At 64.5% G+C, this 22,794-nt stretch carries 25 protein-coding genes; 4 read left to right on the forward strand and 21 right to left on the reverse strand.

Going from position 1 to position 22,794, the window contains the following annotated elements:
- The first annotated feature begins 5 nt into the window (after positions 1-5).
- Together BLQ74_RS04950 and BLQ74_RS04955 are read left to right on the forward strand one after the other, a co-directional pair.
- Positions 6-761 carry a M15 family metallopeptidase gene (locus tag BLQ74_RS04950; protein WP_090261434.1) on the forward strand — a complete coding sequence of 252 codons (756 nt, stop codon included), beginning with the start codon at positions 6-8 and terminating at the stop codon, positions 759-761.
- 12 nt (positions 762-773) lie between these two features.
- The gene (locus BLQ74_RS04955) at positions 774-1,610 is read left to right on the forward strand and encodes a M23 family metallopeptidase (RefSeq protein ID WP_090261435.1); all 837 of its coding nucleotides are present in this window, start codon (positions 774-776) and stop codon (positions 1,608-1,610) included.
- Between the two features lie 67 nt (positions 1,611-1,677).
- Here the strand turns inward: BLQ74_RS04955 and BLQ74_RS04960 are convergent, their stop codons facing one another.
- Positions 1,678-2,172, reverse strand: coding sequence for a copper chaperone PCu(A)C (locus tag BLQ74_RS04960; protein ID WP_090261976.1), 495 nt, complete (start codon positions 2,170-2,172; stop codon positions 1,678-1,680).
- 107 nt (positions 2,173-2,279) lie between these two features.
- Positions 2,280-2,696 (reverse strand): DUF2946 domain-containing protein, encoded by a 417-nt coding sequence (locus BLQ74_RS04965; protein ID WP_244507149.1) that lies wholly within the window; start codon positions 2,694-2,696, stop codon positions 2,280-2,282.
- Between the two features lie 407 nt (positions 2,697-3,103).
- Between BLQ74_RS04965 and leuA the strand changes: the two genes are divergently transcribed.
- Positions 3,104-4,774, forward strand: coding sequence for a 2-isopropylmalate synthase (leuA, locus tag BLQ74_RS04975; RefSeq protein WP_090261437.1), 1,671 nt, complete (start codon positions 3,104-3,106; stop codon positions 4,772-4,774).
- Between the two features lie 85 nt (positions 4,775-4,859).
- On the opposite strand, the gene BLQ74_RS04980 is transcribed toward leuA, so the two are convergent.
- Positions 4,860-5,195 carry a DUF5629 family protein gene (locus tag BLQ74_RS04980; protein ID WP_090261438.1) on the reverse strand — a complete coding sequence of 112 codons (336 nt, stop codon included), beginning with the start codon at positions 5,193-5,195 and terminating at the stop codon, positions 4,860-4,862.
- Positions 5,196-5,256: 61 nt separating this feature from the next.
- Positions 5,257-6,135: a 4-hydroxy-tetrahydrodipicolinate synthase gene (gene dapA, locus BLQ74_RS04985; protein WP_090261439.1), complete on the reverse strand. Its 879-nt coding sequence runs from the start codon at positions 6,133-6,135 to the stop codon at positions 5,257-5,259.
- A gap of 344 nt (positions 6,136-6,479) precedes the next feature.
- On the opposite strand from dapA, the gene BLQ74_RS04990 reads away from it, so the two are divergent.
- Positions 6,480-7,433: an aldo/keto reductase gene (locus BLQ74_RS04990; RefSeq protein ID WP_090261440.1), complete on the forward strand. Its 954-nt coding sequence runs from the start codon at positions 6,480-6,482 to the stop codon at positions 7,431-7,433.
- A 20-nt stretch (positions 7,434-7,453) separates the two neighbouring features.
- Here BLQ74_RS04990 and BLQ74_RS04995 read toward each other — a convergent pair whose 3' ends face one another.
- From BLQ74_RS04995 to iscU, 17 genes are all read right to left on the reverse strand, one after another.
- Complete coding sequence (locus tag BLQ74_RS04995; RefSeq protein WP_170842768.1) at positions 7,454-8,248, reverse strand: amidohydrolase; 795 nt, start codon at positions 8,246-8,248, stop codon at positions 7,454-7,456.
- Positions 8,236-9,384, reverse strand: a complete 1,149-nt coding sequence (locus BLQ74_RS05000; RefSeq protein ID WP_090261441.1) for a pyridoxal phosphate-dependent aminotransferase — start codon at positions 9,382-9,384, stop codon at positions 8,236-8,238. Before BLQ74_RS05000 ends, BLQ74_RS04995 begins: the two co-directional genes overlap by 13 nt.
- A gap of 83 nt (positions 9,385-9,467) precedes the next feature.
- A complete protein-coding gene (gene der, locus BLQ74_RS05005; RefSeq protein ID WP_090261442.1) occupies positions 9,468-10,955 on the reverse strand; it encodes a ribosome biogenesis GTPase Der in 1,488 nt (495 codons plus the stop codon).
- Between the two features lie 141 nt (positions 10,956-11,096).
- Positions 11,097-12,239 (reverse strand): outer membrane protein assembly factor BamB, encoded by a 1,143-nt coding sequence (gene bamB / locus BLQ74_RS05010; RefSeq protein ID WP_090261443.1) that lies wholly within the window; start codon positions 12,237-12,239, stop codon positions 11,097-11,099.
- A gap of 1 nt (position 12,240) precedes the next feature.
- Positions 12,241-12,885 (reverse strand): YfgM family protein, encoded by a 645-nt coding sequence (locus BLQ74_RS05015; RefSeq protein WP_090261444.1) that lies wholly within the window; start codon positions 12,883-12,885, stop codon positions 12,241-12,243.
- Positions 12,886-12,910: 25 nt separating this feature from the next.
- Entirely contained in the window at positions 12,911-14,200 is a 1,290-nt protein-coding gene (hisS, locus tag BLQ74_RS05020; protein ID WP_090261445.1) for a histidine--tRNA ligase, read from the reverse strand.
- An 18-nt stretch (positions 14,201-14,218) separates the two neighbouring features.
- Positions 14,219-15,331, reverse strand: a complete 1,113-nt coding sequence (ispG, locus tag BLQ74_RS05025) for a flavodoxin-dependent (E)-4-hydroxy-3-methylbut-2-enyl-diphosphate synthase (protein WP_090261446.1) — start codon at positions 15,329-15,331, stop codon at positions 14,219-14,221.
- Between the two features lies 1 nt (position 15,332).
- Positions 15,333-16,394 carry a RodZ domain-containing protein gene (locus BLQ74_RS05030; RefSeq protein WP_090261447.1) on the reverse strand — a complete coding sequence of 354 codons (1,062 nt, stop codon included), beginning with the start codon at positions 16,392-16,394 and terminating at the stop codon, positions 15,333-15,335.
- Complete coding sequence (gene pilW / locus BLQ74_RS05035; RefSeq protein WP_090261448.1) at positions 16,391-17,149, reverse strand: type IV pilus biogenesis/stability protein PilW; 759 nt, start codon at positions 17,147-17,149, stop codon at positions 16,391-16,393. Before pilW ends, BLQ74_RS05030 begins: the two co-directional genes overlap by 4 nt.
- A 16-nt stretch (positions 17,150-17,165) precedes the next feature.
- Complete coding sequence (gene rlmN / locus BLQ74_RS05040) at positions 17,166-18,314, reverse strand: dual-specificity RNA methyltransferase RlmN (RefSeq protein ID WP_090261979.1); 1,149 nt, start codon at positions 18,312-18,314, stop codon at positions 17,166-17,168.
- Positions 18,315-18,341: 27 nt separating this feature from the next.
- A complete protein-coding gene (gene ndk, locus BLQ74_RS05045; RefSeq protein ID WP_090261449.1) occupies positions 18,342-18,773 on the reverse strand; it encodes a nucleoside-diphosphate kinase in 432 nt (143 codons plus the stop codon).
- Between the two features lie 275 nt (positions 18,774-19,048).
- On the reverse strand, positions 19,049-19,249 hold the full coding sequence (iscX, locus tag BLQ74_RS05050) for a Fe-S cluster assembly protein IscX (protein ID WP_090261450.1): 201 nt from the start codon (positions 19,247-19,249) through the stop codon (positions 19,049-19,051).
- A 14-nt stretch (positions 19,250-19,263) separates the two neighbouring features.
- Entirely contained in the window at positions 19,264-19,602 is a 339-nt protein-coding gene (gene fdx, locus BLQ74_RS05055) for an ISC system 2Fe-2S type ferredoxin (RefSeq protein ID WP_090261451.1), read from the reverse strand.
- A 6-nt stretch (positions 19,603-19,608) separates the two neighbouring features.
- The gene (gene hscA / locus BLQ74_RS05060; RefSeq protein WP_090261452.1) at positions 19,609-21,468 is read right to left on the reverse strand and encodes a Fe-S protein assembly chaperone HscA; all 1,860 of its coding nucleotides are present in this window, start codon (positions 21,466-21,468) and stop codon (positions 19,609-19,611) included.
- A 38-nt stretch (positions 21,469-21,506) separates the two neighbouring features.
- A complete protein-coding gene (gene hscB, locus BLQ74_RS05065; protein ID WP_090261453.1) occupies positions 21,507-22,028 on the reverse strand; it encodes a co-chaperone HscB in 522 nt (173 codons plus the stop codon).
- An 8-nt stretch (positions 22,029-22,036) separates the two neighbouring features.
- The gene (iscA, locus tag BLQ74_RS05070) at positions 22,037-22,360 is read right to left on the reverse strand and encodes an iron-sulfur cluster assembly protein IscA (protein WP_090261454.1); all 324 of its coding nucleotides are present in this window, start codon (positions 22,358-22,360) and stop codon (positions 22,037-22,039) included.
- Between the two features lie 26 nt (positions 22,361-22,386).
- Complete coding sequence (gene iscU, locus BLQ74_RS05075; RefSeq protein WP_009616164.1) at positions 22,387-22,773, reverse strand: Fe-S cluster assembly scaffold IscU; 387 nt, start codon at positions 22,771-22,773, stop codon at positions 22,387-22,389.
- Positions 22,774-22,794 lie beyond the last annotated feature (21 nt).

The following is a 22,794-nucleotide window of genomic DNA, read 5'->3' on the forward strand; positions in this document are numbered from 1 at the left end:
CGACCGTGATCGATCTGCTCGCCCCGCTTCCCGACGCGCCGGAACCCGACTGGGCCGCGGCATTCCGCCTGCCCATCGTCGACTGCGGCGAGGCGCTGGAACCCCTCGGCACCAGCCAGGGCTTCCTGGTCTGGCCGGCCTACCATCGCCTCGGCATCGCCAATGCGCCGGCGGAGTGCCATGCCCGTGGCGGGGTGTTCCAGCGTCTGTTGCAAGCCGCGCGCCTGCTGCCGGATGGCCTGCGCCTGGTGGTGCTCGACGCCTGGCGGCCATTCGCCGTGCAGCAGCATCTATACGACACGCTCTACAACATCCTCCGCCAGCACGAAGCGGATGCCGAGCCGGCCGAACTGGCGCGGCGCACCCGCGAATTCGTCGCCCCGCCAAGCACCCGCGCCGATGCGCCGAGCCCGCACCTGACCGGCGGCGCGGTGGATGTCGGCCTGTGCGACCGCGACGGCCGCTGGCTGGACATGGGCAGCCTGTTCGACGAAGCCACGCCGCGTTCGCACACCCGCCACTACGAAAATGCCAGCGACGACCACGGCCGGGCGATTCGCGACCGCCGCCGCCTGCTGTTCAACGCCATGCGCGCGGTCGGCTTCAGCAATCTCTCCAGCGAATGGTGGCACTACGACTACGGCGATCAGCTGTGGGCCTGGCACCACGGCCACCCTACGGCCATCTATGGACCCGCCCAGGTCCAGCCGCTGGAACACCTGTGGCGCCAGCAACTGGATGCCCTGCGCCATCCATCCTGACGAGAGCAATCCATGTCCCGCCTGTTCTGCCTATTGTTCGCCTGCGCCCTCGCCTTGCCCGTCCAGGCCGAAGGTTTCATCAGCCGCCTGCTGAACAAGCCGGTGCCCGGCGGCGTCGCCGTGGTGCAACTGGGCAGCGCTGGCCCGGCGCCACACGCAACCTACGCGGGCCGGCCGGTGCTGGTGGTGCGCGAGGAAGGCCGTGACTGGATTGCCGTGGTCGGCATCCCGTTGAGCGCCAGCCCCGGCCCGCAGAGCATCGAGGTCAGCCAGGCCGGAGCCCTGCGCAGCATCGGCTTCAACGTTGGCAACAAGCACTATCGCGAACAACGCATCACCCTGAAGAACACTCGCCAAGTCAATCCGCTGCCGGAAGACCTCAAGCGCATCGACCGCGAACTGGCCGAGCAGACCCGCGCCTACCGCAGCTTCAGCCCGGGCACGCCGAGCAACCTACAGCTCGACAAGCCGGTCGACGGCCCACTGTCCAGCCCCTTCGGCCTGCGCCGCTTCTTCAATGGCGAGGAGCGCAATCCGCACGCCGGCCTGGACTTCGCCGTCGCCGCCGGCACCCCGATCAAGACCCCGGCAGCGGGCAAGGTCATCCTCATCGGCGACTACTTCTTCAACGGCAGGACGGTGTTCGTCGACCACGGCCAGGGCTTCATCAGCATGTTCTGTCACATGTCGAAGATCGACGTGCAGCTCGGCCAGCAACTGGCGCGCGGCAGCGTGGTTGGCCGCGTCGGCGCCACTGGCCGGGCGACCGGGCCGCACATGCACTGGAACGTCAGCCTCAACGACACCCGCGTCGACCCGGCGATCTTCATCGGCGCGTTCAAGCCCTGAGGCCCGGCCGCGCCGCCCAGACCGGCAGCCCCAGCGCAGCGGGCGCCGCCGGTCTGGCGCAGGATCGTCAGTTCATCTTCATACCGGGCATGTCGTGGTCGGCATGGGCATCCGCGGCAGCCGGCGCCTGTCGCTGTACCTCGACCTCCACCTTGAGGTCGCCGGCCTTCTGGAAGTGCAGGGTCAGCGGGAAGCGCTCGCCGTCAGCCAGCGGCTTCTTCAGACCGAACAACATCAGATGGTAGTGGCCGGGCGCGAAGGTCAGCGTGGTGCCGGCCGGGATATCCACAGCCTCGACCTTCTGCATCTTCATCATGCCGTCCTTGCTTACGTGCTCGTGGATCTCGGCGCTGGCGGCACGTTCGGTGTCGGCGCCGAGCAGCCGGTCGGCGCTCTGCCCATGGTTCTGCAGCACGAAGTACGCGGCGCCATTCGCCGAGTTGGCCGGCAGCAGCAACGACCAGGGGTGTTCGACCTGCAGCTCACCAGCTTTGTAGTCTTGAGCCATGGCGAAGGAAGAGACAGACAGCAGCGCTGCCAGGGCAAGCAGGGTTTTACGCATGGTGCGGAACTCCATTCATTCTTGTGGATACGCGCCGCAAGGCAGCGCGCCTATAGCGAGGCGAGCCCAGTGCTCGGCACTGGCCCCTTCGGTGACGATGACGAGGGTCAGACGATCGGGACGGGCGGTGCGCGCGAACGCGCACCGGGAAACACTGGCGAAGCGGGCGTCCGCTGGGCAAGCACAGCGGACGGCGCCGCTTCCGCTCCAGGCAGGTCGGCGGGCAACGCCAGACTCGCTGCCTCCAGCGCCGGGCTATGGATCAGCAGGCCGCAGTAGGCGCACTTCTCCATGAAGTGCTCGGCGGAGAACGGCGCGCGCTGCGCCGCGTCCTGGTCCTGATGGGCGACGGCACGCTGCTCTGCGGAGCAGGCCAGTTCCTCCAGGCCATGCATGACCTGCGTAGCGGGTTGCATAGGCAACGACTGCGACAACAAGGGGCCGACCTGGATCATCAGCATGGCGAACAACGCCAGCCAGATCGCCGAGCCTTGCCGGTTGCCTTGTCGTCGCAAAACGCTCACTGGAAGTCCTTGGATGCGGGGTCGCAGTCTGGCAGCGTTTTACCCCGGCCAAGGACAAGCTGCAATGCACGCCGGAGCGCGACCCTGTGCGGCACGGGGACGCATGGACAGGCGCCAGAAAAATCCCCACGCAATCAGCCGCGAATAAACACATAAAATCTGGCAGAAAATCTCAGTAATGAAAGACAAAAGGTGATTCCTACCAAATTTCCCACAATGCTTGCCATCTTCATCCCATGGCACTAGGGTTGGCCCTATGAAAACCGCACATACCCTCATCCTGCTTCGCCAACACGCCTGCCTGCGCCTGGTCAGCCCGCGACTGCGTGGCTGAAACCCGACCCCATCGTCTCTTTTCATTGTTTATCGCGCAGGCCGCCCGGCCCGAAAGAAAATAGGATTTGCCCATGACCATGCTCAAAGACCCGTCGAAGAAATACCGCGCCTTCACCCCCATCAGCCTGCCCGACCGCACCTGGCCGGATAAGGTCATCGACAAGGCGCCGATCTGGCTGAGCACCGACCTGCGCGACGGCAACCAGTCGCTGATCGAGCCGATGGACGCGGCGAAGAAGATGCGCTTCTTCAAGACCCTGCTGCAGGTGGGTCTGAAAGAGATCGAAGTGGGCTTCCCCTCAGCCTCGCAGACCGATTTCGACTTCGTCCGCGAGCTGATCGAAGGCGGCCACATTCCCGACGACGTCACCATCCAGGTGCTGACCCAGGCCCGTGACGACCTCATCGAGCGGACCTTCGAGTCGCTGAAGGGCGCCAAGCGCGCCATCGTCCACTACTACAACGCCTGCGCCCCGAGCTTCCGCCGCATCGTCTTCAACCAGGACAAGGCCGGGGTCAAGGAAATCGCCATCAATGCCGGTCGCACCATCAAGCGCCTGGCCGACGCCGCACCGGAAACCCAGTGGGGCTTCGAGTACTCGCCGGAAGTCTTCAGCTCCACCGAGACCGACTTCGCCGTCGAGGTCTGCAATGCAGTGATCGATGTGTTCCAGCCGACCCCGGCGAAGCGCCTGATCCTCAACCTGCCGGCCACCATCGAGTGCGCGACGCCGAACCACTATGCCGACCAGATCGAATGGTTCTGCCGTCACATCGACAAGCGCGACAGCGTCATCATCAGCCTGCACACTCATAACGACCGTGGCACCGGCGTGGCCGCTTCGGAACTGGCGCTGATGGCGGGTGCCGACCGTGTCGAAGGCTGCCTGTTCGGTAACGGCGAGCGCACCGGCAACCTCTGCCTGGTGACCATGGCGCTGAACATGTACACCCAGGGCGTCAACCCGCAGCTGGACTTCTCCGACATCGACGCCGTGCGCAAAGTGGTCGAAGAGTGCAACCAGATTCCGGTGCACCCGCGTCATCCGTACGTCGGCGATCTGGTCCACACCGCCTTCTCCGGCTCGCACCAGGATGCCATCCGCAAGGGCTTCGCCCAGCAGAAGGACGACGCGGTCTGGGAAGTGCCCTACCTGCCGATCGATCCGGCCGACATCGGCCGCAGCTACGAAGCGGTGATCCGCGTGAACAGCCAGTCCGGCAAGGGCGGCATCACCTTCCTGCTCGAACAGGAATACGGCATCAGCCTGCCGCGTCGCATGCAGATCGAGTTCAGCCAGGTCGTGCAGAACGAGACCGACCGCCTCGGCCTGGAGATGACCGCCGAGCAGATTTACTCCCTGCTGGAGAGCGAGTACCTCCAGGCGATCTCTCCGTTCGCCCTGAAGAACTACCGCCTGCAGGAAGAGAACGGCATCTGCGCCATCGATATCGACGTGGTCCACCAAGGCGAGCAACACCGCTGGCACGGCAAGGGCAAGGGCACGCTGGAAGCCCTGGTCGCGGCGCTGCCGGTCTCGGTCGAGATCATGGACTACAACGAGCACGCCATCGGTGCCGGCACCAACGCCCGCGCGGCGGCCTACATCGAACTGCGCGTGGAAGGCGGCCGCTCGCTGCACGGCATCGGCATCGACGAAAACATCACCACCGCCAGCTTCCGTGCGCTGTTCAGCGCCCTGAACCGCGCAGTGACCCTGGGCCGGGCCCAAGCGGCCTGAGACTGACGCGGAAATGCAAAAAGGGGCCTTCGGGCCCCTTTTTCGTTACCGTGCGCCGCCCCCTTGCAGGAGCGGAGCGCGACGCTCACTCGTCGTCAGCGTTGGCGGATACCGCTCCCAGGCAGCACAACTGGTGCTCCACGCCATCGGCCAGCAGCGTCCAGGTGTCGCTTTCCGGCGCGTACGTGGCCTCCATCACTGCGTTGTAGCTGAACGCCCATTCACGCCGCTCACGACCATCGATCGACTCCACGCGCAGCACCACGTCGTCACTGGCGAATGGCTGGTCTGCCTGCGCCGCGGCGTCGGCACGGTCGAGCAGCGCCTCATCGAGGGAGAACTGCCAGGCGTGCAAGCCGTCGATGAGTAGCATGTCGGCGGTTTCCAGTTGGTCCAGCAGATAGAGCGTTTCGCTGTGCATTTCAATGAACCTGAGTAAGACGAGGCGCCATGATAGGGGAAAGGCCGCCGCAACGATCGATTTAATGGTCGGAGACTGTCTGCAAGTGCCGAAGGACTTCGCCCAACCGCTGGACGGTCGCCGCCGTACAAGGCTGAAACGGCTCACGCAGCTCGTCATCGATCAACCCTTGCAAGGCCAGCGCAGCCTTCACCGCCGCCGGGTTAGGTTCGGCGAAGGCCGCCTGCATCCAGGGTAGCAGGTGATAGAAAGTCGTCCGTGCCGCGCCCAGGTCGCCGGCTTCCACTTCACGCACCAGGCGCACATAGAGATCGGCGCGCACATGCGCGGATGCGGAAATCGCACCGACCCCGCCCAGGCACAGGCTGCTGAAGATGTGCACATCCTCGCCGGCCAGCACCTCGACCTGGCCATCGGCGATCAGCGCCATGCTGGTCTCCGGGTCGCCGCCGCAGTCCTTGATCGCCGCGATTCGCGGATGGCGGACGATGCGCCGCAAGGTCTCGCGCTCGATGCGCACACCGGTCCGGTAAGGGATGTCGTAGAGCACGACAGGGACGCTGGCAGCGTCGGCGACGGCCTGGAAGAAGGCCTCCAGGCCCTGCTGCGAGGGGCGGATGTAATAGGGTGCCGGCACCAGCAGGCCGGCCAGTGGGCGGCGCTGCAACACCTGCTGGAATGCCAGCAGCTCACGCAGGTTGTTACCGGCCAGGCCCATGATCACCTGTGCCGGCGGCACCCAATCGAGCACGGCGTCCAGCACCGCGAACTGCTCGGCCTCGCTCAGTGCCGCCGCCTCCCCGGTGGTGCCGCAGACCACGAAGCCGGCGACGCCCTCCTCGCGCAGCTTGCTGACCAGGCCGCGCAGGGCGGCGAAGTCGATTTCTCCACCCCGGAACGGCGTGACCAGAGCGACCCAGATTCCTCGAAACGATGGCATGGCAATAACTCCCAGTAACTGACCGTCTGGTCGCCGTCAGGGAGGGATGCGGGAATCAAGCGTGGGGAGTGATCGACCTGTGCGCTCTGTGTCCTGTCAGCCCATCTGACGGGACAGCGCCCCGGTCAAATGAGCGACTGTTTCTTCGATTTCTTCGCAACGACGACGCACGCGCAAGCCGGGGCGTCGAGGCCCTTGGCAATCTGCGGGTGGTCGAAGAGAGGGGACATGGGACATCCGTTGCGTCAATCAGGCCCCGATAGTGGCCAAGCGGCGGCTCGGATGTCAACCGCCACACAGGGTCTATGCTGGTTCAACCACAACGCAGTAAGGAGAAATGACAGGTGATCTCACGCGAACTGGGTCATTCCGGGCTGACCATTCCCCCTCTGGTGTTCGGCGGCAACGTGTTCGGCTGGACGGCCGATGAAGCCACCTCGTTTCGCCTGCTCGACGCCCTGCTGGACGCCGGGCTGAACTGCATCGACAGCGCCGACGTGTACTCACGCTGGGTCCCCGGCCACCGCGGTGGCGAATCGGAAAGCATCATCGGCAAGTGGCTGAAAAAGACCGGCAAGCGCGACCAGGTGATCATCGCCACCAAGGTCGGCATGGACATGGGCAACGGGCACAAGGGACTTTCCGCCGCCTATATCGAACAGGCGGTGGAGCGCTCGCTCCAACGCCTGCAGACCGACCGTATCGATCTCTACCAGGCGCACTGCGATGACTCGCACACGTCCCTGGAGGAAACCCTGGGCGCCTTCGCCGAGCTGATCGACAAGGGCAAGGTGCGCGTCATCGGGGCGTCCAACTACGACGCGCGGCGCCTGCGCGAAGCCAAGACCGTGGCCGAGCACCTGGGGCTTCCCTGCTACCAGTGCCTGCAACCCAACTACAACCTCTATGACCGCGCCGACTACGAGACCCGCCTGGAGCCGACGGTGCGCGAACTGGGCATCGGGGTGATCTGCTACTACGCCCTGGCCGGAGGCTTCCTCAGCGGCAAGTACCGCAGCCATACCGACCTGGGCAAGAGCGAGGCGCGCGCCGACAAGGTCAAGGGTTACCTGAACGAACGCGGCATGACCATCCTGGTGGCCCTGGACGAAGTCGCCGAGGAGTACGACGCCACCCCGGCGCAAGTGGCGCTGGCCTGGCTGATCGCCCGTCCCGGCATCACCGCGCCCATCGCCAGCGCCTCGAACCTGGAACAGCTACCGGACCTGATCGCGGCAACGCAATTGCAACTGAGCGACGAGGATATCCACAGGCTGGATGCGGCCAGCGCCTATTGAGGGCAACCGGCCGCTGCGGCTCAGGGCTCGATGACGAAGCGATCCGCGTCCAGGTTCGCCGGGAAGCGCTGACGATAATCCGCCAGCGCCTGGCCCGAAAGGCTGGCGTGGAAGACCCCGTCGCCATTACCGGCCAGCAGCAGGCTGTCGCCCTGGAAGTCCAGCACCTGACTGTCGCCGGAATAGGCGTGCCCTTTGCCGTCCTCGCCGACTCGGTTCACCGCCGCGACATAGCAGAGGTTCTCGATGGCGCGCGCCGGCAACAGGCGATTCCAGTGCTGGCGCCGCGCCGCCGGCCAGTTCGCCGTGTAGAGCAGCAGGTCGGTGTCCTCGGCATCCCGGCTCCATACCGGGAAGCGCAGGTCGTAGCAGACCAGCGGACGGATGTGCCAGCCCTTCCATTCCAGCAGCACCTGGTGCTCGCCGGCGGTGTAGTGCCGATTCTCGCCGGCCATGCGGAACAGATGGCGCTTGTCATAGTGCGCCATGCCACCGTCCGGACGCGCCCAGAGCAGGCGGTTGCGGTAACTGCCGTCGGCGGCGCGGACGATCAGGCTGCCACAGACCACCGCGTCCAGCCGCGCGGATTGCTCGCGCAGCCAGGCATGGGTCTCGCCCTCCTCGCCCTCGGCCAGCGCCGCGGAATCCATGGAAAAGCCCGTGGTGAACATCTCCGGCAGTATCACCAGGTCGGCACCGCGGGCCTGCTCCAGCAACCCGGCGAAGTGCGCGCGGTTGGCCGGCGCGTCGTGCCAGGCCAGGGTGGTCTGCACCAGGGCCAGCTTGAGGTCGGGCAATTGGCTCAGATCGCGCATAGCTTCTCCGCTGCCTGGCGCAGCGTCTCCTCTTTCTTGGCGAAGCAGAAGCGCACCAGGCGCATCTCGGCCGGGGGCTGTTGATAGAACACCGAGACCGGAATGGCGGCGACGCCATGTTCGCGGGTCAGCCATTCGGCCATGGCGACGTCGTCCAGGTCCGGGCGGATCGCCGAGTAGTCGACCACCTGGAAGTAGGTGCCGGCGGCACGCTGGAACTGGAAACGCGAGCCGCCCAGCAGGTCGCAGAACAGATCGCGCTTGGCCTGGTAGAAGCCCGGCAGCTCGCGCAGGTGCTCGGGGTGCGCAGCCATGAAGTCGGCCAACGCCCATTGCAACGGCGTCACGCCGCAGAAGTTGACGTACTGGTGAATCTTGCGCAGCTCGGCGGTCAGCGCCGGCGGCGCCACCACGTAGCCGGTTTTCCAGCCGGTGACGTGGTAGGTCTTGCCGAAGGAGCTGATGACAAAGGCGCGCGCGTAAAGCTCTTCGTGGGCCAGCACGCTGGCGTGCTGCACGCCGTCGTAGATCAGGTGCTCGTAGACCTCGTCGCTGATCAGGTAGATCTCGCGCGCGCGGATCAGCTCGGCCAGGCGCTGCAGGTCGGCGGCGTCGATCAGCGCGCCGCTGGGGTTATGCGGGCTGTTGAGGAAGATCAGGCGGGTGCGCGGGGTAATGGCATCGGCCAGGCGCTGCCAATCGATGCGGAAGCCCGGCAGGCTCAGCGGCACATGCACGCAACGACCGCCGGCCAGCTCCACGGAAGGCTCGTAGCTGTCATAGCAGGGATCGAGGACGATGGCTTCGTCGCCGGGGCGGATCAGAGCCTGCACCGCGCAGAAGATGGCTTCGGTGGCGCCGGGGGTGATGGTCACTTCGCTGTCGGCGCTGACGCTGCGCCCATAAAAGGCAGCGACCTTGGCCGCCACCTGCTCGCGCAGCGCCGGCAGGCCGGTCATCGGGCAGTACTGGTTGTGGCCGGCCATGACATGGCGGCCAACCGCCTCGCGCAGGGCGGCGGGGCCGTCGAAATCGGGGAACCCCTGGGACAGGTTGAGCGCACCGCATTCGGCGGCGAGCTGCGACATGCGGGTGAAGATGGTGGTGCCGACGTTGGGCAGTTTGCTGGTAAGCATGGCTTCGGGCTACAGGCTGCAGGCGATGAGGGGAAGGTGCCCTACTGTATCGCCTGCGGCCCGCCGTCTGAAGCCCGGCAGCGCTATTTGCGCTTGTCTTTCTTTTTCTTCTCGGCCTTCTTGTGGTGCGACATCAAGCGGCGCTTCTTGTTGACCTGGCGCTCGGTGAGCTGGGTCTTCTTGCCCTCGAACGGGTTGTCGCCGCCCTTGTACTCGATACGGATCGGCGTACCGACCAGCTTGAGCACGCGCCGGTAGGTCTTCTCCAGGTAACGGGTGTAGGCCTTGGGCACCGCGTCGACCTGGTTGCCGTGGATCACGATCAGCGGCGGGTTGGCACCGCCGAGGTGGGCATAGCGCAGCTTGATGCGGCGACCGTTGACCATCGGCGGCTGGTGCACCTGCACCGCGTCCTCGAGGATCTGCGTCAGTTTGCTGGTCGGCCAGCGGGTCACGGCGGAACGGAACGACTCCTGCACCGATTTGTACAGGTGGCCGACGCCGGTGCCGTGCAGCGCGGAAATGAAGTGGATGTCGGCGAAGTCGACGAACAGCAGACGGCGCTCCAGCTCGGTCTTCACGTAGTCACGCTCGCCCGAATCCATGCCGTCCCACTTGTTCAGTGCGATGACCAGCGCGCGGCCGGTCTCCAGGACGAAGCCGAGCAGATTGAGGTCGTGCTCGACCACGCCTTCGCGGGCGTCCATCACGAAGATCACCACGTTGGCGTCCTGGATGGCCTGCAGGGTCTTCACCACCGAGAACTTTTCCACCGCTTCGAAGATCTTGCCGCGGCGGCGAACGCCGGCGGTGTCGATCAGGGTGTACTTCTCGTCGTTGCGCTCGAAGGGAATGTAGATGCTGTCGCGGGTGGTGCCGGCCTGATCGTAGACGATCACCCGCTCCTCGCCGAGCATGCGGTTGACCAGGGTCGATTTGCCGACGTTGGGACGGCCGATGATGGCGATCTTGATGCCATCCTTTTCGCTCGGGCCGGGAATCCGCTTGGCTTCCTGGCCTTCGGCGACCTCTTCGAGTTCGTCGGGGGCGTCGTTGTCTTCCGGCGCATCGCTGTCCGGCAGGAACAGTTCGCCGAGGGCTTCCTGCAACATCTGGGTGATGCCACGGCCGTGGGCGGCGGCGATCGGCAGCGCGTCGCCGAGGCCCAGCGGGCTGAACTCGGCGCGGGCGATGTCCGGGTCGACGGTATCGACCTTGTTCGCCACCAGGTAGCTGCGCTTGTTCCGCTTGCGCAGGTGCTCGGCGATCATCTGGTCGGCGGCGGTCATGCCGGCGCGCGAGTCGACCATGAACAGCACGGCATCGGCCTCTTCGATCGCCTGCAGCGATTGCTCGGCCATTTTCGCATCGATGCCTTCCTCATCACCGGAAATACCCCCGGTATCGATGACGATGAACTTCTTGCCCTGCCATTTGGCTTCGCCGTACTGGCGGTCGCGGGTCAGACCAGCGTATTCGGCGACGATGGCGTCGCGCGTCTTGGTCAGGCGGTTGAACAGGGTGGACTTGCCGACGTTGGGGCGGCCCACCAGGGCGATTACGGGAACCATGCGGCTCTCCAGGAAAAATGCAGAAATTCAGAAGGTGCTTTCAAATTAGCCGAGCATCGCTCGGGTCATGTGAAAACACCCGCTCAGAAAACAATCCGGCCGCTGCCGTTACACGACAGCGGCCGGCATGTAACACACAGCTTAGCGAATGGTGTAAGCGACCAGCTTGCCGCTGTTGCCGAACACGTACATCCAGCTGCCGACGACCAGCGGGCGCACGCGCACGCCGTCACCGTCGACCTTCTCGCGGCCGACGAAGCGGCCATCCACCTGGCTCAGCAGGTGCACGTAACCTTCCAGGTCACCCACCACCACGTTGCTGGAGAAGACCGCCGGAGCGGACAGTTGGCGGCGCGCCAGGGATTCGTTGCTCCACAGCGACGAGGAACTGCGGCCATCGAGCGCTTCGACGGTGCCGCTGGCCTCGCTGACGTAGACGTTGCCGAAGCCTTCGGCGACGCCGGCGTAGCTGGACGCTTCACGCTGCCAGATCACCCGGCCGCTGGCCGGATCGAGGGCAGCGGCGCGACCTTGGTAGCTGGCGACGTAGAGGGTGTTGTCGACCAGGGTCAGGCCACCGTCGATGTCCACCACGCGGTCCAGCTCGGAACGACCTTGCGGAATCGCGACACGCTGTTCCCAGACCGGCAGACCACGCTGCAGATCCACCGCCACGACCTTGCCGCTGGCCAGGCCGGCGATCGCCAGACGCCCGGCGATCAGCGGCGAACCGGTACCACGGAGGGTCAGCACGGGCACGCTGTTCTCGTAGGCCCAACGCTGGTTACCGGTGCTGGCTTCGAGAGCGATCAGCTTGTCGTCCTGGGTCTGCAGCAGCACCACATCACCATCGGTGACCGGAGCCGACAGCACTTCGCTGGGCACGCGGGTACGCCATTTCTGCTCGCCGGTGGCGGCGTTCAGGGCGATCACATCGCCTTTCAGGGTACCGACCAGCACCAGGCCACCGCCGACACCGACGCCACCGGAAACCGGCAGCTCGAGGTCCTGCTTCCACAGTACGTCGCCGCTTTCGCGTTGAATGGCCATGACCCGGCCTTCAGCGGACGCGGCATAGATGGTCGAACCATCGACCGCGGGCTGGAGCAGCTCGTACAGCTCACCCTGGCCATCGCCGACCGAACGGCTCCACTGCTTCTGCAGGCGTACCTCTTCCTTGAAGTCGGTAAGCTCCGCCGGCGGCAGTTCTTTCTTGCTGTTGCTGCTGCAACCAACCGCCAGCAGGGTCAGCGCTAGCAGCGCAACATGTTTCCAGCGCAGCATTTCAGGCACCTCCCTTGGCGAGATCGTCGAGCTTCACTTGCAGGGCGCCGGCGGCGGCGTCATCCGGCAGTGCAGCCTTGGCTTTTTCATAGGCGGAACGGGCGTCGTCGGTGCGCTTGAGTTGCACCAGCAGGTCGCCCTTGAGTTCTTCACGGCTGGCCAGATAGGCCTTGTCGGTGTCGCCTTCGAGCAGCTTCAGGCCGTCTTCGACCTTGCCCTGGGCAGCCAGCACACGGGCCAGGCGCTGACGCGCCAGCTCGCCGAGGGTGGCGTCCACCGGCTTGTCGACGATGGCCTTGAGCTCGGCCGCGGCATCATCCAGCTTGCCGGCGTCCACCGCGACCTTGGCGACGAACAGGCGGCCGTACTGGGCGTACTGGGTCCCGGCATATTCACTGGTGAGCTTGCCGGCCAGTTCAGCGACGCGCGCGGTATCCGGCTGACCGGACGGAGTGAGCGAACTCTCCACCAGTTGCTGGTAGAGGATGGACGCGTTCTGCGCCTGGGTGGCCTGGTACTTTTTCCAGGCCTGCCAGCCGAACACCACCACCAACGCCAGCGCGGCACCGGTGAGCAGGGGCATGCCGTTGCGCTGCCACCAGTCCTTGATGTCCGCCAGTTGTTCTTCTTCGGTACGCGTGGTCACCCCAATACTCCTATTCGGTCTTTTCTCAAGCCCGCTGGATGCAGGCCGCCAGGTGCTCGGGCAGAGCATCCCAGCCTATGTTCTGTTGCTCACCCTCGCCACGCAGGGGTTTGAAACCTACCACGCGCGCCGCCAGCTCGTCGTCACCCATGATCAAGGCGTACTGAGCCCCGCTCTTGTCGGCTTTCTTGAACTGGCTCTTGAAGCTACCGGCCCCGGCATTGACCAACAGGCGCACGCCCGGCAGTACGTCGCGCAGGTGCTCGGCCAGGGTCAGGGCGGCCAGTTCGGCCGGCTCGCCGAAGGCGCAGAAGTAGAGGTCGGCCGGACGGCTGAGTTCCGCTGGGACCAGGCCCAGGGTTTCCAGCAGCAGCACCAGACGTTCGACGCCCATGGCGAAGCCCACGCCCGGCGTCGGCTTGCCGCCGAACTGGCTAACCAGCCCGTCATAGCGCCCCCCGGCGCAAACGGTGCCCTGCGAGCCGAGCTTGGTGGTGACCCACTCGAAGACGGTACGGCCGTAGTAATCCAGGCCACGGACCAGCTTCGGATTGATCTCATAGGCGATGCCGGCCGCATCGAGGCGTGCTTTCAGCCCGTCGAAGTGCAGACGCGACTCTTCATCCAGGTAATCGTGCAGGGTCGGTGCACCGACGAGCAGGGCCTGGGTGGCCTCCACCTTGCTGTCGAGGATACGCAGTGGATTGGTGGTGAGGCGGCGCTGGCTGTCTTCGTCGAGTTGATCGAAGCGTTCCTTGAGATAGGCCACCAGGGCATCGCGATAGATCGCACGCGCCTCGCTGGAACCCAGGCTGTTCAGTTGCAGGGTCACAGAATCGGACAGGCCGAGCTGTTTCCACAGGCGCCAGGTCAGCACGATCAGCTCGGCGTCGATGTCCGGGCCGGGCAGGTTGAAGACTTCCACGCCCATCTGGTGGAACTGGCGATAGCGACCCTTCTGCGGTTTCTCGTAGCGGAACATGGGGCCGGCGTACCACAGCTTCTGTACCTGGCCGCCACCGGTCAGGCCGTGTTCGAGCATCGCCCGCACGGTCCCCGCGGTGCCTTCCGGGCGCAGGGTCAGCGACTCTTCGTTGCGATCGAGGAAGGTGTACATCTCCTTGTCGACCACATCGGTGCCTTCGCCGATACCACGCGCGAACAGCTCGGTGAATTCGAGAATGGGCAGACGGATTTCGCTGTAGCCATAGCCTTCCAGGAGGTTGGCCAGGGTGTTTTCCAAGTAACGCCAGACCGGGGTCTGTTCCGGCAGGATGTCGTTCATGCCACGAATGGCTTGCAGGGACTTGCTCACGTAGGGTCCTTGTTGCGATCAGCCGCGCACGATCAACGATGCATCGGCTTCGGCCCGTTCGGCCGCTTTTTCGCGGATCAGCCGTTCCAGCTCATCCACCAGGTTGTCGTTATTGAGTTTCTGCGCCGGCTTGCCGTCGATGTAGACCAGGTTGTTCGGCGTGCCGCCGGTGAGGCCGATGTGCGCCTCCTTGGCTTCGCCGGGACCATTGACCACGCAGCCGATCACCGCCACGTCCAGCGGTACCAGCAGGTCTTCCAGGCGGCCTTCGAGTTCGTTCATGGTCTTGACCACATCGAAGTTCTGCCGCGAGCAGCTCGGGCAGGCGATGAAGTTGATGCCACGCGAACGCAGGTGCAGCGACTTGAGGATGTCGAAACCGACCTTGATCTCCTCCACCGGGTCGGCGGCCAGGGAGATGCGGATGGTGTCGCCGATGCCTTCGGCCAGGAGCATGCCCAGGCCGACCGCGGACTTCACCGTACCGGAACGCAAGCCGCCGGCTTCGGTGATGCCCAGGTGCAGGGGCTGTTCGATCTGCTTGGCCAGCAAGCGGTAGGCTGCGACGGCCATGAACACGTCGGAGGCCTTCACGCTGACCTTGAAATTCTGGAAGTCCAGCTTGTCGAGGTGATCGACATGGCGCATGGCCGATTCCAGCAGGGCCTCGGGGGTCGGCTCGCCGTATTTCTTCTGCAGGTCCTTTTCCAGCGAGCCGGCGTTGACGCCGATGCGGATCGGAATGTTGCGCTCGCGGGCCGCGTCGACCACGGCCCGGACACGGTCTTCACGACCGATGTTGCCCGGGTTGATGCGCAGGCAGTCGACACCGAGTTCAGCGACGCGCAGGGCGATCTTGTAGTCGAAGTGAATATCGGCGACCAGCGGCACGCGAACCTGCTGTTTGATCTTGCCGAAGGCTTCGGCGGCGTCCATGTCCGGCACCGAGACGCGAACGATGTCGGCGCCGGCGTCTTCCAGGCGGCGAATCTGCGCGACGGTGGCAGCGACGTCCAGGGTATCGGTGTTGGTCATGCTCTGCACGGCGATGGGCGCATCGCCCCCCACCGGCACCGAACCAACCCAGATCTTGCGGGACTGGCGACGTTTGATCGGAGAAGCGCAATGCATCTTAATGTCCACCCAACTTCATGCGTGCGGTCTCACCGTGGGCATACGGCGAAACATCGACCGGCTGGCCGTTGTAGCTGACCTGGGCACCGCGGGCGTAGCCCAGGCGCACTTCGACGGGCGCCTTGCCGGCGACCTCGAAGGAATCGCCCTTGCGCTTCAAGGCACTGACCAGCACCTTGCCATCGGCATCGGTGACCTGGGTCCAGCAATCGGCGACGAATTGAACCTTGACCACGCCCTGTCCAGCCGCCGCCACGACGGGCTCCGCGGGCTGCAACGGCGCGCTGGCCGGTGCGACGGGCGCAACAGGAGCCACGGGAGCGGCGACAGGCAGTGCCGGCTGGGCAACGTGCGCCAGCGGAGCGGCCGGAGCGCTTTCGACGGTGCTCGGGGCGCTCGCAGCGGGCACAACGGCCACTGTTGCAGGAGCCGTCGGCTGGGCCGGAACACCCGGCGCTGCGGCGCCCTGCTCAGGCGTCGCGGCCGTATCGGCGGCCGGCGCGCTCGGCGACGGAGGGTTCGCCTTGTCTTCCGCGACGGCCTGATCTTCCGGCTCGTCCAGGGTATGGATTTCAGTGGTGCCGTCGGCGCTCTCGACTTCGACGTGCTCCATGTTCAGGTTGGTGTTCTCGACCAGGCTGCGACCGGAGCGCTCCTGCCACCAGAAATAGCCAAAGCCCACCAGGATAGCCAGCAGCACCAGGCTGAACAGACGCAGCAGGTTGCGCGACAGGCGCATCGGCTCGGCCACTCGGCCAAGGCTCTGCACGGTGCTGCCGGTGGCGTCGGTGCCGGTGTACTGGTCGAAGGAGTTGACCATCTGCGCCTGGTCCATGCCCAGCAGCTTGGCATAGGCACGCACGTAACCACGGGCGAAGGTGTGCCCGGGCAACTTATCGAAAGCGCCCTGCTCGAGATGGTGCAGCGAGGCTTCGGTCAGGTTCAGTTGAGCGGCTACCTGAGTGGTCGACCAGCCCCTGTTCTCGCGCGCCTGGCGCAGGGCTTCACCGGGATTCGCGCGGGTCGATGCTAGGACCTCTGGCTGCGACGTCTTCATCATTTCTCTGCCTGGTATGCCTGGTATTCGGGAGAAGCGGGATACAGGCGCTTCAGTTGCAGGCCATAGCTGGCCGCCGTGTCCTTGTCATCAAAGACCTTGGCGAGCCGGACGCCGAGCAACAGGCTCTGGGCGCTTTGCTGGCCCTGCTTCAAATATTCGTCGTAGTAGGTGCGCGCCGGCACGTATTGCCGTTCGTCATAGGAGAGCTGCGCCATTTGCAGCAGCGCGCTGGGCTGCCGGCGATTGAGGCGCAGGGCCTTCTCGAAGAACTGCTTGGCCTGAGCCCGCTGATTCAGTTGCAGGCTCACCAGACCAAGGTTTTCGAAGACCCGCGAACGCTCGGGGTACATACCGTCGGAGGCGGCCTTCTGGTACACGTCGAAGGCTTCCTGATAGCGCTTCTGCTCGAACAGGAAGCCGCCATAGTTGTTCAGGATGCGCGAGTCGCCGGAGCGCGAGGACAGCGCCTTGCGGTATTCGGCCTCGGCCATCTTCGGTTCCATCTCGGTCTGGTAGACCAGGGCCAGTGCCGCGTGGGCGTCGGCACTGGAAGAATCCAGCTCCAGCGCCTGGCGCAGCGGCACCTTGGCCTGCTCGGTGTTACCCGACTGGAGATAGCCGATGCCTAGCTGGATGTAGGCATCGCGGGCCTCAAGACGGCCCTTGGATGTGGTCAGGGGATCCTGCTTTCCGGTCGTCACGCAACCCGCCAGCACAGAAGCCAACAGTACGAACAGCGCGGCGCGCAAGGTCATCGGAATCCTCCCCTGATCAGTTTCGAGTACTGGCGGTCGGTGCGTTTTCGGCGTCCGACGCCAACTGGCGTACGGCAATGTAACGTTCGCTGCGACGGGTGCGGTCCATCACCTGTCCAACCAATTGGCCACAAGCGGCATCGATATCTTCGCCACGGGTGGTGCGCACCGTAACGTTGAATCCCCCCTTGTGCAGCATGTCCTGGAAACGACGGATGGAGTTGTTGCTCGGCCGCTCGTACCCGGAATGAGGGAAGGGATTAAACGGAATCAGGTTGATCTTGCAAGGGAAATCCTTGAGCAATGCGATCAACTGCTCGGCATGCTCAGGCTGATCGTTGACATCCTTGAGCAGGGTGTACTCGACGGTCAGCACGCGTTCCTTGCCCAGCCGGGTGATGTAGCGCCGGCAGGCATCCAGCAACATGGCCAGCGGGTACTTCTTGTTGATCGGCACCAACTGGTTGCGCAGTTCGTCGTTGGGCGCGTGCAGGGACAGCGCCAGGGAGACGTCGGTGACTTCGCCGAGCTTGTCGATCATCGGTACCACGCCAGAGGTGGACAAGGTCACCTTGCGTTTGGAGATACCGTAACCGAAGTCCTCCATCATGATGCTCATGGCGGTGACGACGTTGTCGAAGTTCAGCAGCGGCTCACCCATCCCCATCATCACCACGTTGGTGATGGCACGGTCGATCTTGCCGGGAACGGTGCCGAAGGATTTGTTGGCGATCCACACCTGGCCGATGATTTCGGCGGAGGTCAGGTCGCTGTTGAAGCCCTGTTTGCCGGTGGAGCAGAAACTGCAGTCCAGCGCACAGCCCGCCTGCGACGATACGCACAGGGTGCCGCGCCCGGCTTGCGGAATGTACACGGTCTCGACGCAACTGCCGGAAGCCACGCGCACCACCCACTTACGGGTGCCGTCCGCGGAGATGTCCTGGCTGACGATTTCCGGACCGCGAATCTCGGCACAGGCCTTGAGCTTTTCGCGCAAGGCCTTGCCGACATTGGTCATGGCGTCGAAGTCTTCGGCGCCAAAGTGGTGAATCCATTGCATCACCTGGCCAGCGCGGAAGCGCTTTTCACCGATGGACTCGAAGAATTCCTCGAGCTGGGGCTTGGTCATGCCCAGCAGGTTGGCCTTAACAGCGGTATCAGTCATGGATTCACCCTCGCCCATTCGCCTGGATCAGCGAATGCGCTCGCACACCTCGGTGGTGGCGAAGAAGTAGGCGATTTCGCGGGCAGCGGAAGCTTCCGAATCGGAGCCGTGCACAGCGTTCTCGTCGATGGAGACAGCGAAGTCGGCGCGGATGGTGCCGGCGTCGGCTTTCTTCGGATCGGTGGCGCCCATCAGCTCACGGTTCTTGGCGATGGCGTCTTCGCCTTCCAGAACCTGCAGAACGACCGGGCCGGAGGTCATGAAGGCAACCAGGTCCTTGAAGAAGGGACGCTCTTTGTGCTCGGCGTAGAAACCACCGGCTTCGCGCGCGGACAGTTGAACCATCTTGGAAGCGACAACGCGCAGACCGGCCTTCTCGAAGCGGGTCAGGATTTCGCCGATGACGTTCTTGGCGACGGCGTCGGGCTTGATGATGGAGAAGGTACGTTGCAGGGCCATGGAAAACTCCAGAAAGCAAGGTTGGTAAAGCTGAGAAGCCCCTGGGGTGACCAGGAGCTCCTGTGATTCAGGGTAAGCCGCACGACGGCAGCAGCACGACGGCTGGCACGCGCGGAGCCGGCCCGTGGCAGACGGGCCGGCGAGCTCCGCAAGAGCCCACACGGGGTTCTGTGAAGCTCACCTAAAGATAAAACCCGCGAATTATACGCGGGTTCGAAAAAAAGAGCAGCCGGCAGGACGAGCCGACTGCCGAGACAGCAAGCGCCGGGACGCGCTCAGTCGGTCTCTTCGATCCAGGCGCTCTGGATTGCCTCGAGCACCTTCTCGCCACCGCGCTGGGGATCGTCAGTGAAATCCGGCAACTCCATGACCCAACGGTGCAGATCGACGAAGTTCACGTAGCGCGGATCGACTTCCGGCTTGCTTTCCGCCAACTGGATAGCGATTTCCAACACATCGGTCCATTTCAGACTCATGCTTCGCGCCCCGCTCAGTGGCCTTCGGAAACCTGATTGATGGTGTATTTCGGGATCTCGACCACCAAGTCCTTCTCACCGACCACCGCCTGGCAGGATAGCCGCGAGTCCGGCTCCAGCCCCCACGCCTTGTCGAGCATGTCGTCTTCCAGCTCGTCGGAAGGCTCCAGCGAAGCGAAGCCCTCGCGCACGATCACATGGCAAGTCGTGCAGGCACAGGACATCTCGCAGGCATGCTCGATTTCGATGCCATTGCGCAGCGCTGCCTTGATGATGGTCTCGCCCGGCTGGGCCTCGACCACCGCGCCCTCCGGGCAGTGCTCGGCGTTGGGCAGAAATACGATCTGCGGCATTTTCGCTTATTCCTCGATTTCGTTGAGCCGACGACCGGCCAGGGCGGCCTTCACGGAGGCATCCATCCGGCGCGCGGCAAAGGCGTCAGTCACCTGGGACAGACGCTTGATCTGTCGCTCGATGGCCGCGGTATCGCTACCGGAGGCCAGATCGTGCAGTGTTTGCATGTTCGCTTCGATGACGTCGCGCTCTTCCGCATCCAGCAGGCGCTCGCCATCCACATCCAACGCAGAACGCACAGCCTCCAGCAGGCGCTCGGCCTCCACCTGCTGCTCGCGCAGGGCTCGGGCGGCCATGTCGTCGCCGGCATACTGGAAGGAGTCCTGCAGCATCCGCGCGATCTCGCCATCGGTCAGGCCATAGGACGGCTTGACCTGAATGCTCGCCTCGACCCCGGAACTCAACTCACGGGCGGACACGGCGAGCAGACCATCGGCATCGACCTGGAAGCTGACGCGGATCTTCGCCGCACCCGCGACCATCGGCGGAATGCCGCGCAGTTCGAAGCGCGCCAGGGAGCGGCAGTCCTTGACCAGTTCGCGCTCCCCCTGGAGCACATGGATCATCATGGCCGTCTGGCCATCTTTATAGGTGGTGAACTCCTGGGCGCGCGCCACCGGAATGGTGGTGTTGCGCGGAATCACCTTCTCCATGAGCCCACCCATGGTCTCCAGCCCCAGAGAGAGCGGAATGACATCCAGCAACAGCAGCTCTTCGCCACGCTTGTTGCCGGCCAGGGCATCGGCCTGGATGGCCGCTCCGATGGCCACCACCTGATCAGGATCGATATCGGTCAGCGGCTCGCGACCGAACAGCTCGCCCACCGCCTGACGCACACGCGGCACACGAGTGGAACCGCCCACCATGACCACTTCGCCGACCTCCTCCAACTCGACGCCGGAATCGCGCACGGCGCGGCGGCAAGCCTTGAGGCTACGCGCGATAAAGGGCTCGATCAGCGCCTCGAACTCGCCACGGCCCAGCTGCCCACGCCAATCGCCATGGACGACCTCGACACTCTCGCAAGTGGTCAAGGCTTCCTTGGCCGCACAGGCAGCCTGCAGCAACTGGCGCTGGCTACCGGGATCGAGATCATCGGAGAGCCCGGCCTGGGCGATGATCCAGCCGGCGATCGCATGGTCGAAATCATCGCCACCCAGGGCAGTGTCGCCACCGGTGGCGAGCACCTCGAATACGCCACGCGTAAGGCGCAGGATGGAGATATCAAAGGTGCCACCACCCAGGTCATAGATGGCAACGACGCCTTCAGCGTTCTTGTCGAGGCCGTAGGCCACGGCGGCAGAGGTCGGCTCATTGAGCAGACGCAGGACATGCAAACCGGCCAGACGCGCAGCATCCTTGGTGGCTTGGCGCTGGGCATCGTCGAAATACGCCGGCACCGTGATCACCGCACCCACCAACTCGCCACCGAGGGCGGCTTCGGCGCGCAAGCGCAGGCTGCGAAGGATTTCCGCCGAGACTTCCACCGGGCTCTTGGCGCCCTGCACAGTCTCGATGAACGGCATGTGCGACTCACCCTGACTGAAGCGGTATGGCAGTTGCCCACCCAGTTGCTTCACATCCTCGATGCCGCGCCCCATCAGGCGCTTGACCGAAATGATCGAGTTGAAAGGATCTTCCGCGGCAGTCTGCTTGACCGACTCGCCGACTTCGACATGATCGGCGAAGTAACGCACGGCGGAAGGCAGTATCACGCGCCCTTCGGCATCCGCCAGGGGCGAGGCGACGCCACTGCGCACAGCGGCAACCAGGGAATTGGTGGTGCCCAGGTCGATCCCCACGGCCAGGCGGCGCTGGTGCGGCTGAGGGCTTTGTCCGGGCTCGGCGATCTGCAGTAAGGCCATGCTGTTCTAACTATCAGGCGCGGCGCGGGCCACGCGGATTAATCGTCGAGTCGCTCTTCCAACTGACGCACTTCCTGCGCCAACTTGTCGAGAAACTGCATGCGGCGCACCAGGCGCTCGGCCTCGGCGCGGCGAGCGGCATCGTCCCAGACACTGGCGAACGCCTCTTCCAACTGTTGCTGGGCGCCCTTCAGGCGGCGCTTGAAAGCGGCCACGCCATCGAGGTCGGCGCTGTCCTGCAACTCTTCCAATTCCTCGCGCAGCTGCATCTGCTGCAGCAGGAACTCGGGGTCTTGCACCGTCGCTTCCAGCGGCAGGGCATGGCCACGCAGGGTCAGCAGGTAGAGCGCGCGCCGGGGCACGCTCTTCAGCGTCTGATAGGCCTCATTGAGTTCAGCGGCCCGCTCCAGGGCCAGGCGCTGTTCGCGCTCGCTGGCGTCGGCGAAACGATCCGGGTGAACACCGCGCACCAGTTCCCGATAACGGTTACCCAGCGCATCCAGGTCGACCCGGAAGTCCGGCTGCAGATCGAAGAGCGCGAAATAGCAAGGACTACCCACACCCGGCCTCAAACGTTGAAGCTTTCGCCGCAGCCACACTCGCCACGGACGTTCGGGTTGTTGAACTTGAAGCCCTCGTTGAGGCCTTCCTTGGTGAAGTCCAACTCGGTGCCATCGAGATACACCAGGCTTTTCGGGTCGATGATGACCTTCACGCCATGGCTCTCGTAGACCAGATCCTCTGGCGCCAACTCATCGACGAACTCGAGCACATAGGCGAGGCCGGAACACCCGGTGGTACGCACGCCAAGACGAATACCTTCGCCCTTGCCGCGCCCATCGAGGGAGCGGCGCACATGATTGGCGGCGGCTTCGGTCATGCTGATGGCCATGGGAACTCCTTACTCAACTGAGCGCCTTAGAGCAGGCCTTTCTTCTGCTTGTAGTCGCGCACGGCCGCCTTGATGGCGTCCTCGGCGAGCACGGAACAGTGGATCTTCACCGGCGGCAGGGCCAGTTCTTCGGCGATCGTGGTGTTCTTGATCGACTCAGCCTCATCCAGGGTCTTACCCTTCATCCACTCGGTGGCGAGGGAGCTGGAGGCGATTGCCGAACCACACCCATAGGTCTTGAACTTGGCGTCTTCGATGACACCTTGCTCGTTGACCTTGATCTGCAGACGCATCACGTCGCCGCAAGCCGGCGCGCCGACCATACCGGTACCGACATCCGGATCTTCAGCGTCGAGCTTGCCGACGTTACGCGGGTTTTCGTAGTGGTCGATGACCTTGTCACTGTATGCCATGGCTAATCCTCACTCTCTATG

The sequence above is a fragment of the Pseudomonas panipatensis genome (assembly GCF_900099785.1).
In the GTDB taxonomy this organism is placed as follows: Bacteria; Pseudomonadota; Gammaproteobacteria; order Pseudomonadales; family Pseudomonadaceae; genus Pseudomonas; species Pseudomonas panipatensis.

Bases quoted from the DNA above. Each gene is read 5' to 3' on its own strand.
- BLQ74_RS04955 (WP_090261435.1), top strand. From the start codon at position 774: ATGTCCCGCCTGTTCTGCCTATTGTTCGCCTGCGCCCTCGCCTTGCCC.
- BLQ74_RS04960 (WP_090261976.1), bottom strand. From the start codon at position 2,172: ATGCGTAAAACCCTGCTTGCCCTGGCAGCGCTGCTGTCTGTCTCTTCC.
- leuA (WP_090261437.1), top strand. From the start codon at position 3,104: ATGACCATGCTCAAAGACCCGTCGAAGAAATACCGCGCCTTCACCCCC.
- BLQ74_RS04980 (WP_090261438.1), bottom strand. From the start codon at position 5,195: ATGCACAGCGAAACGCTCTATCTGCTGGACCAACTGGAAACCGCCGAC.
- dapA (WP_090261439.1), bottom strand. From the start codon at position 6,135: ATGCCATCGTTTCGAGGAATCTGGGTCGCTCTGGTCACGCCGTTCCGG.
- BLQ74_RS04995 (WP_170842768.1), bottom strand. From the start codon at position 8,248: ATGCGCGATCTGAGCCAATTGCCCGACCTCAAGCTGGCCCTGGTGCAG.
- BLQ74_RS05000 (WP_090261441.1), bottom strand. From the start codon at position 9,384: ATGCTTACCAGCAAACTGCCCAACGTCGGCACCACCATCTTCACCCGC.
- der (WP_090261442.1), bottom strand. From the start codon at position 10,955: ATGGTTCCCGTAATCGCCCTGGTGGGCCGCCCCAACGTCGGCAAGTCC.
- bamB (WP_090261443.1), bottom strand. From the start codon at position 12,239: ATGCTGCGCTGGAAACATGTTGCGCTGCTAGCGCTGACCCTGCTGGCG.
- ispG (WP_090261446.1), bottom strand. From the start codon at position 15,331: ATGCATTGCGCTTCTCCGATCAAACGTCGCCAGTCCCGCAAGATCTGG.
- BLQ74_RS05030 (WP_090261447.1), bottom strand. From the start codon at position 16,394: ATGATGAAGACGTCGCAGCCAGAGGTCCTAGCATCGACCCGCGCGAAT.
- pilW (WP_090261448.1), bottom strand. From the start codon at position 17,149: ATGACCTTGCGCGCCGCGCTGTTCGTACTGTTGGCTTCTGTGCTGGCG.
- rlmN (WP_090261979.1), bottom strand. From the start codon at position 18,314: ATGACTGATACCGCTGTTAAGGCCAACCTGCTGGGCATGACCAAGCCC.
- ndk (WP_090261449.1), bottom strand. From the start codon at position 18,773: ATGGCCCTGCAACGTACCTTCTCCATCATCAAGCCCGACGCCGTCGCC.
- iscX (WP_090261450.1), bottom strand. From the start codon at position 19,249: ATGAGTCTGAAATGGACCGATGTGTTGGAAATCGCTATCCAGTTGGCG.
- fdx (WP_090261451.1), bottom strand. From the start codon at position 19,602: ATGCCGCAGATCGTATTTCTGCCCAACGCCGAGCACTGCCCGGAGGGC.
- hscA (WP_090261452.1), bottom strand. From the start codon at position 21,468: ATGGCCTTACTGCAGATCGCCGAGCCCGGACAAAGCCCTCAGCCGCAC.
- iscA (WP_090261454.1), bottom strand. From the start codon at position 22,360: ATGGCCATCAGCATGACCGAAGCCGCCGCCAATCATGTGCGCCGCTCC.
- iscU (WP_009616164.1), bottom strand. From the start codon at position 22,773: ATGGCATACAGTGACAAGGTCATCGACCACTACGAAAACCCGCGTAAC.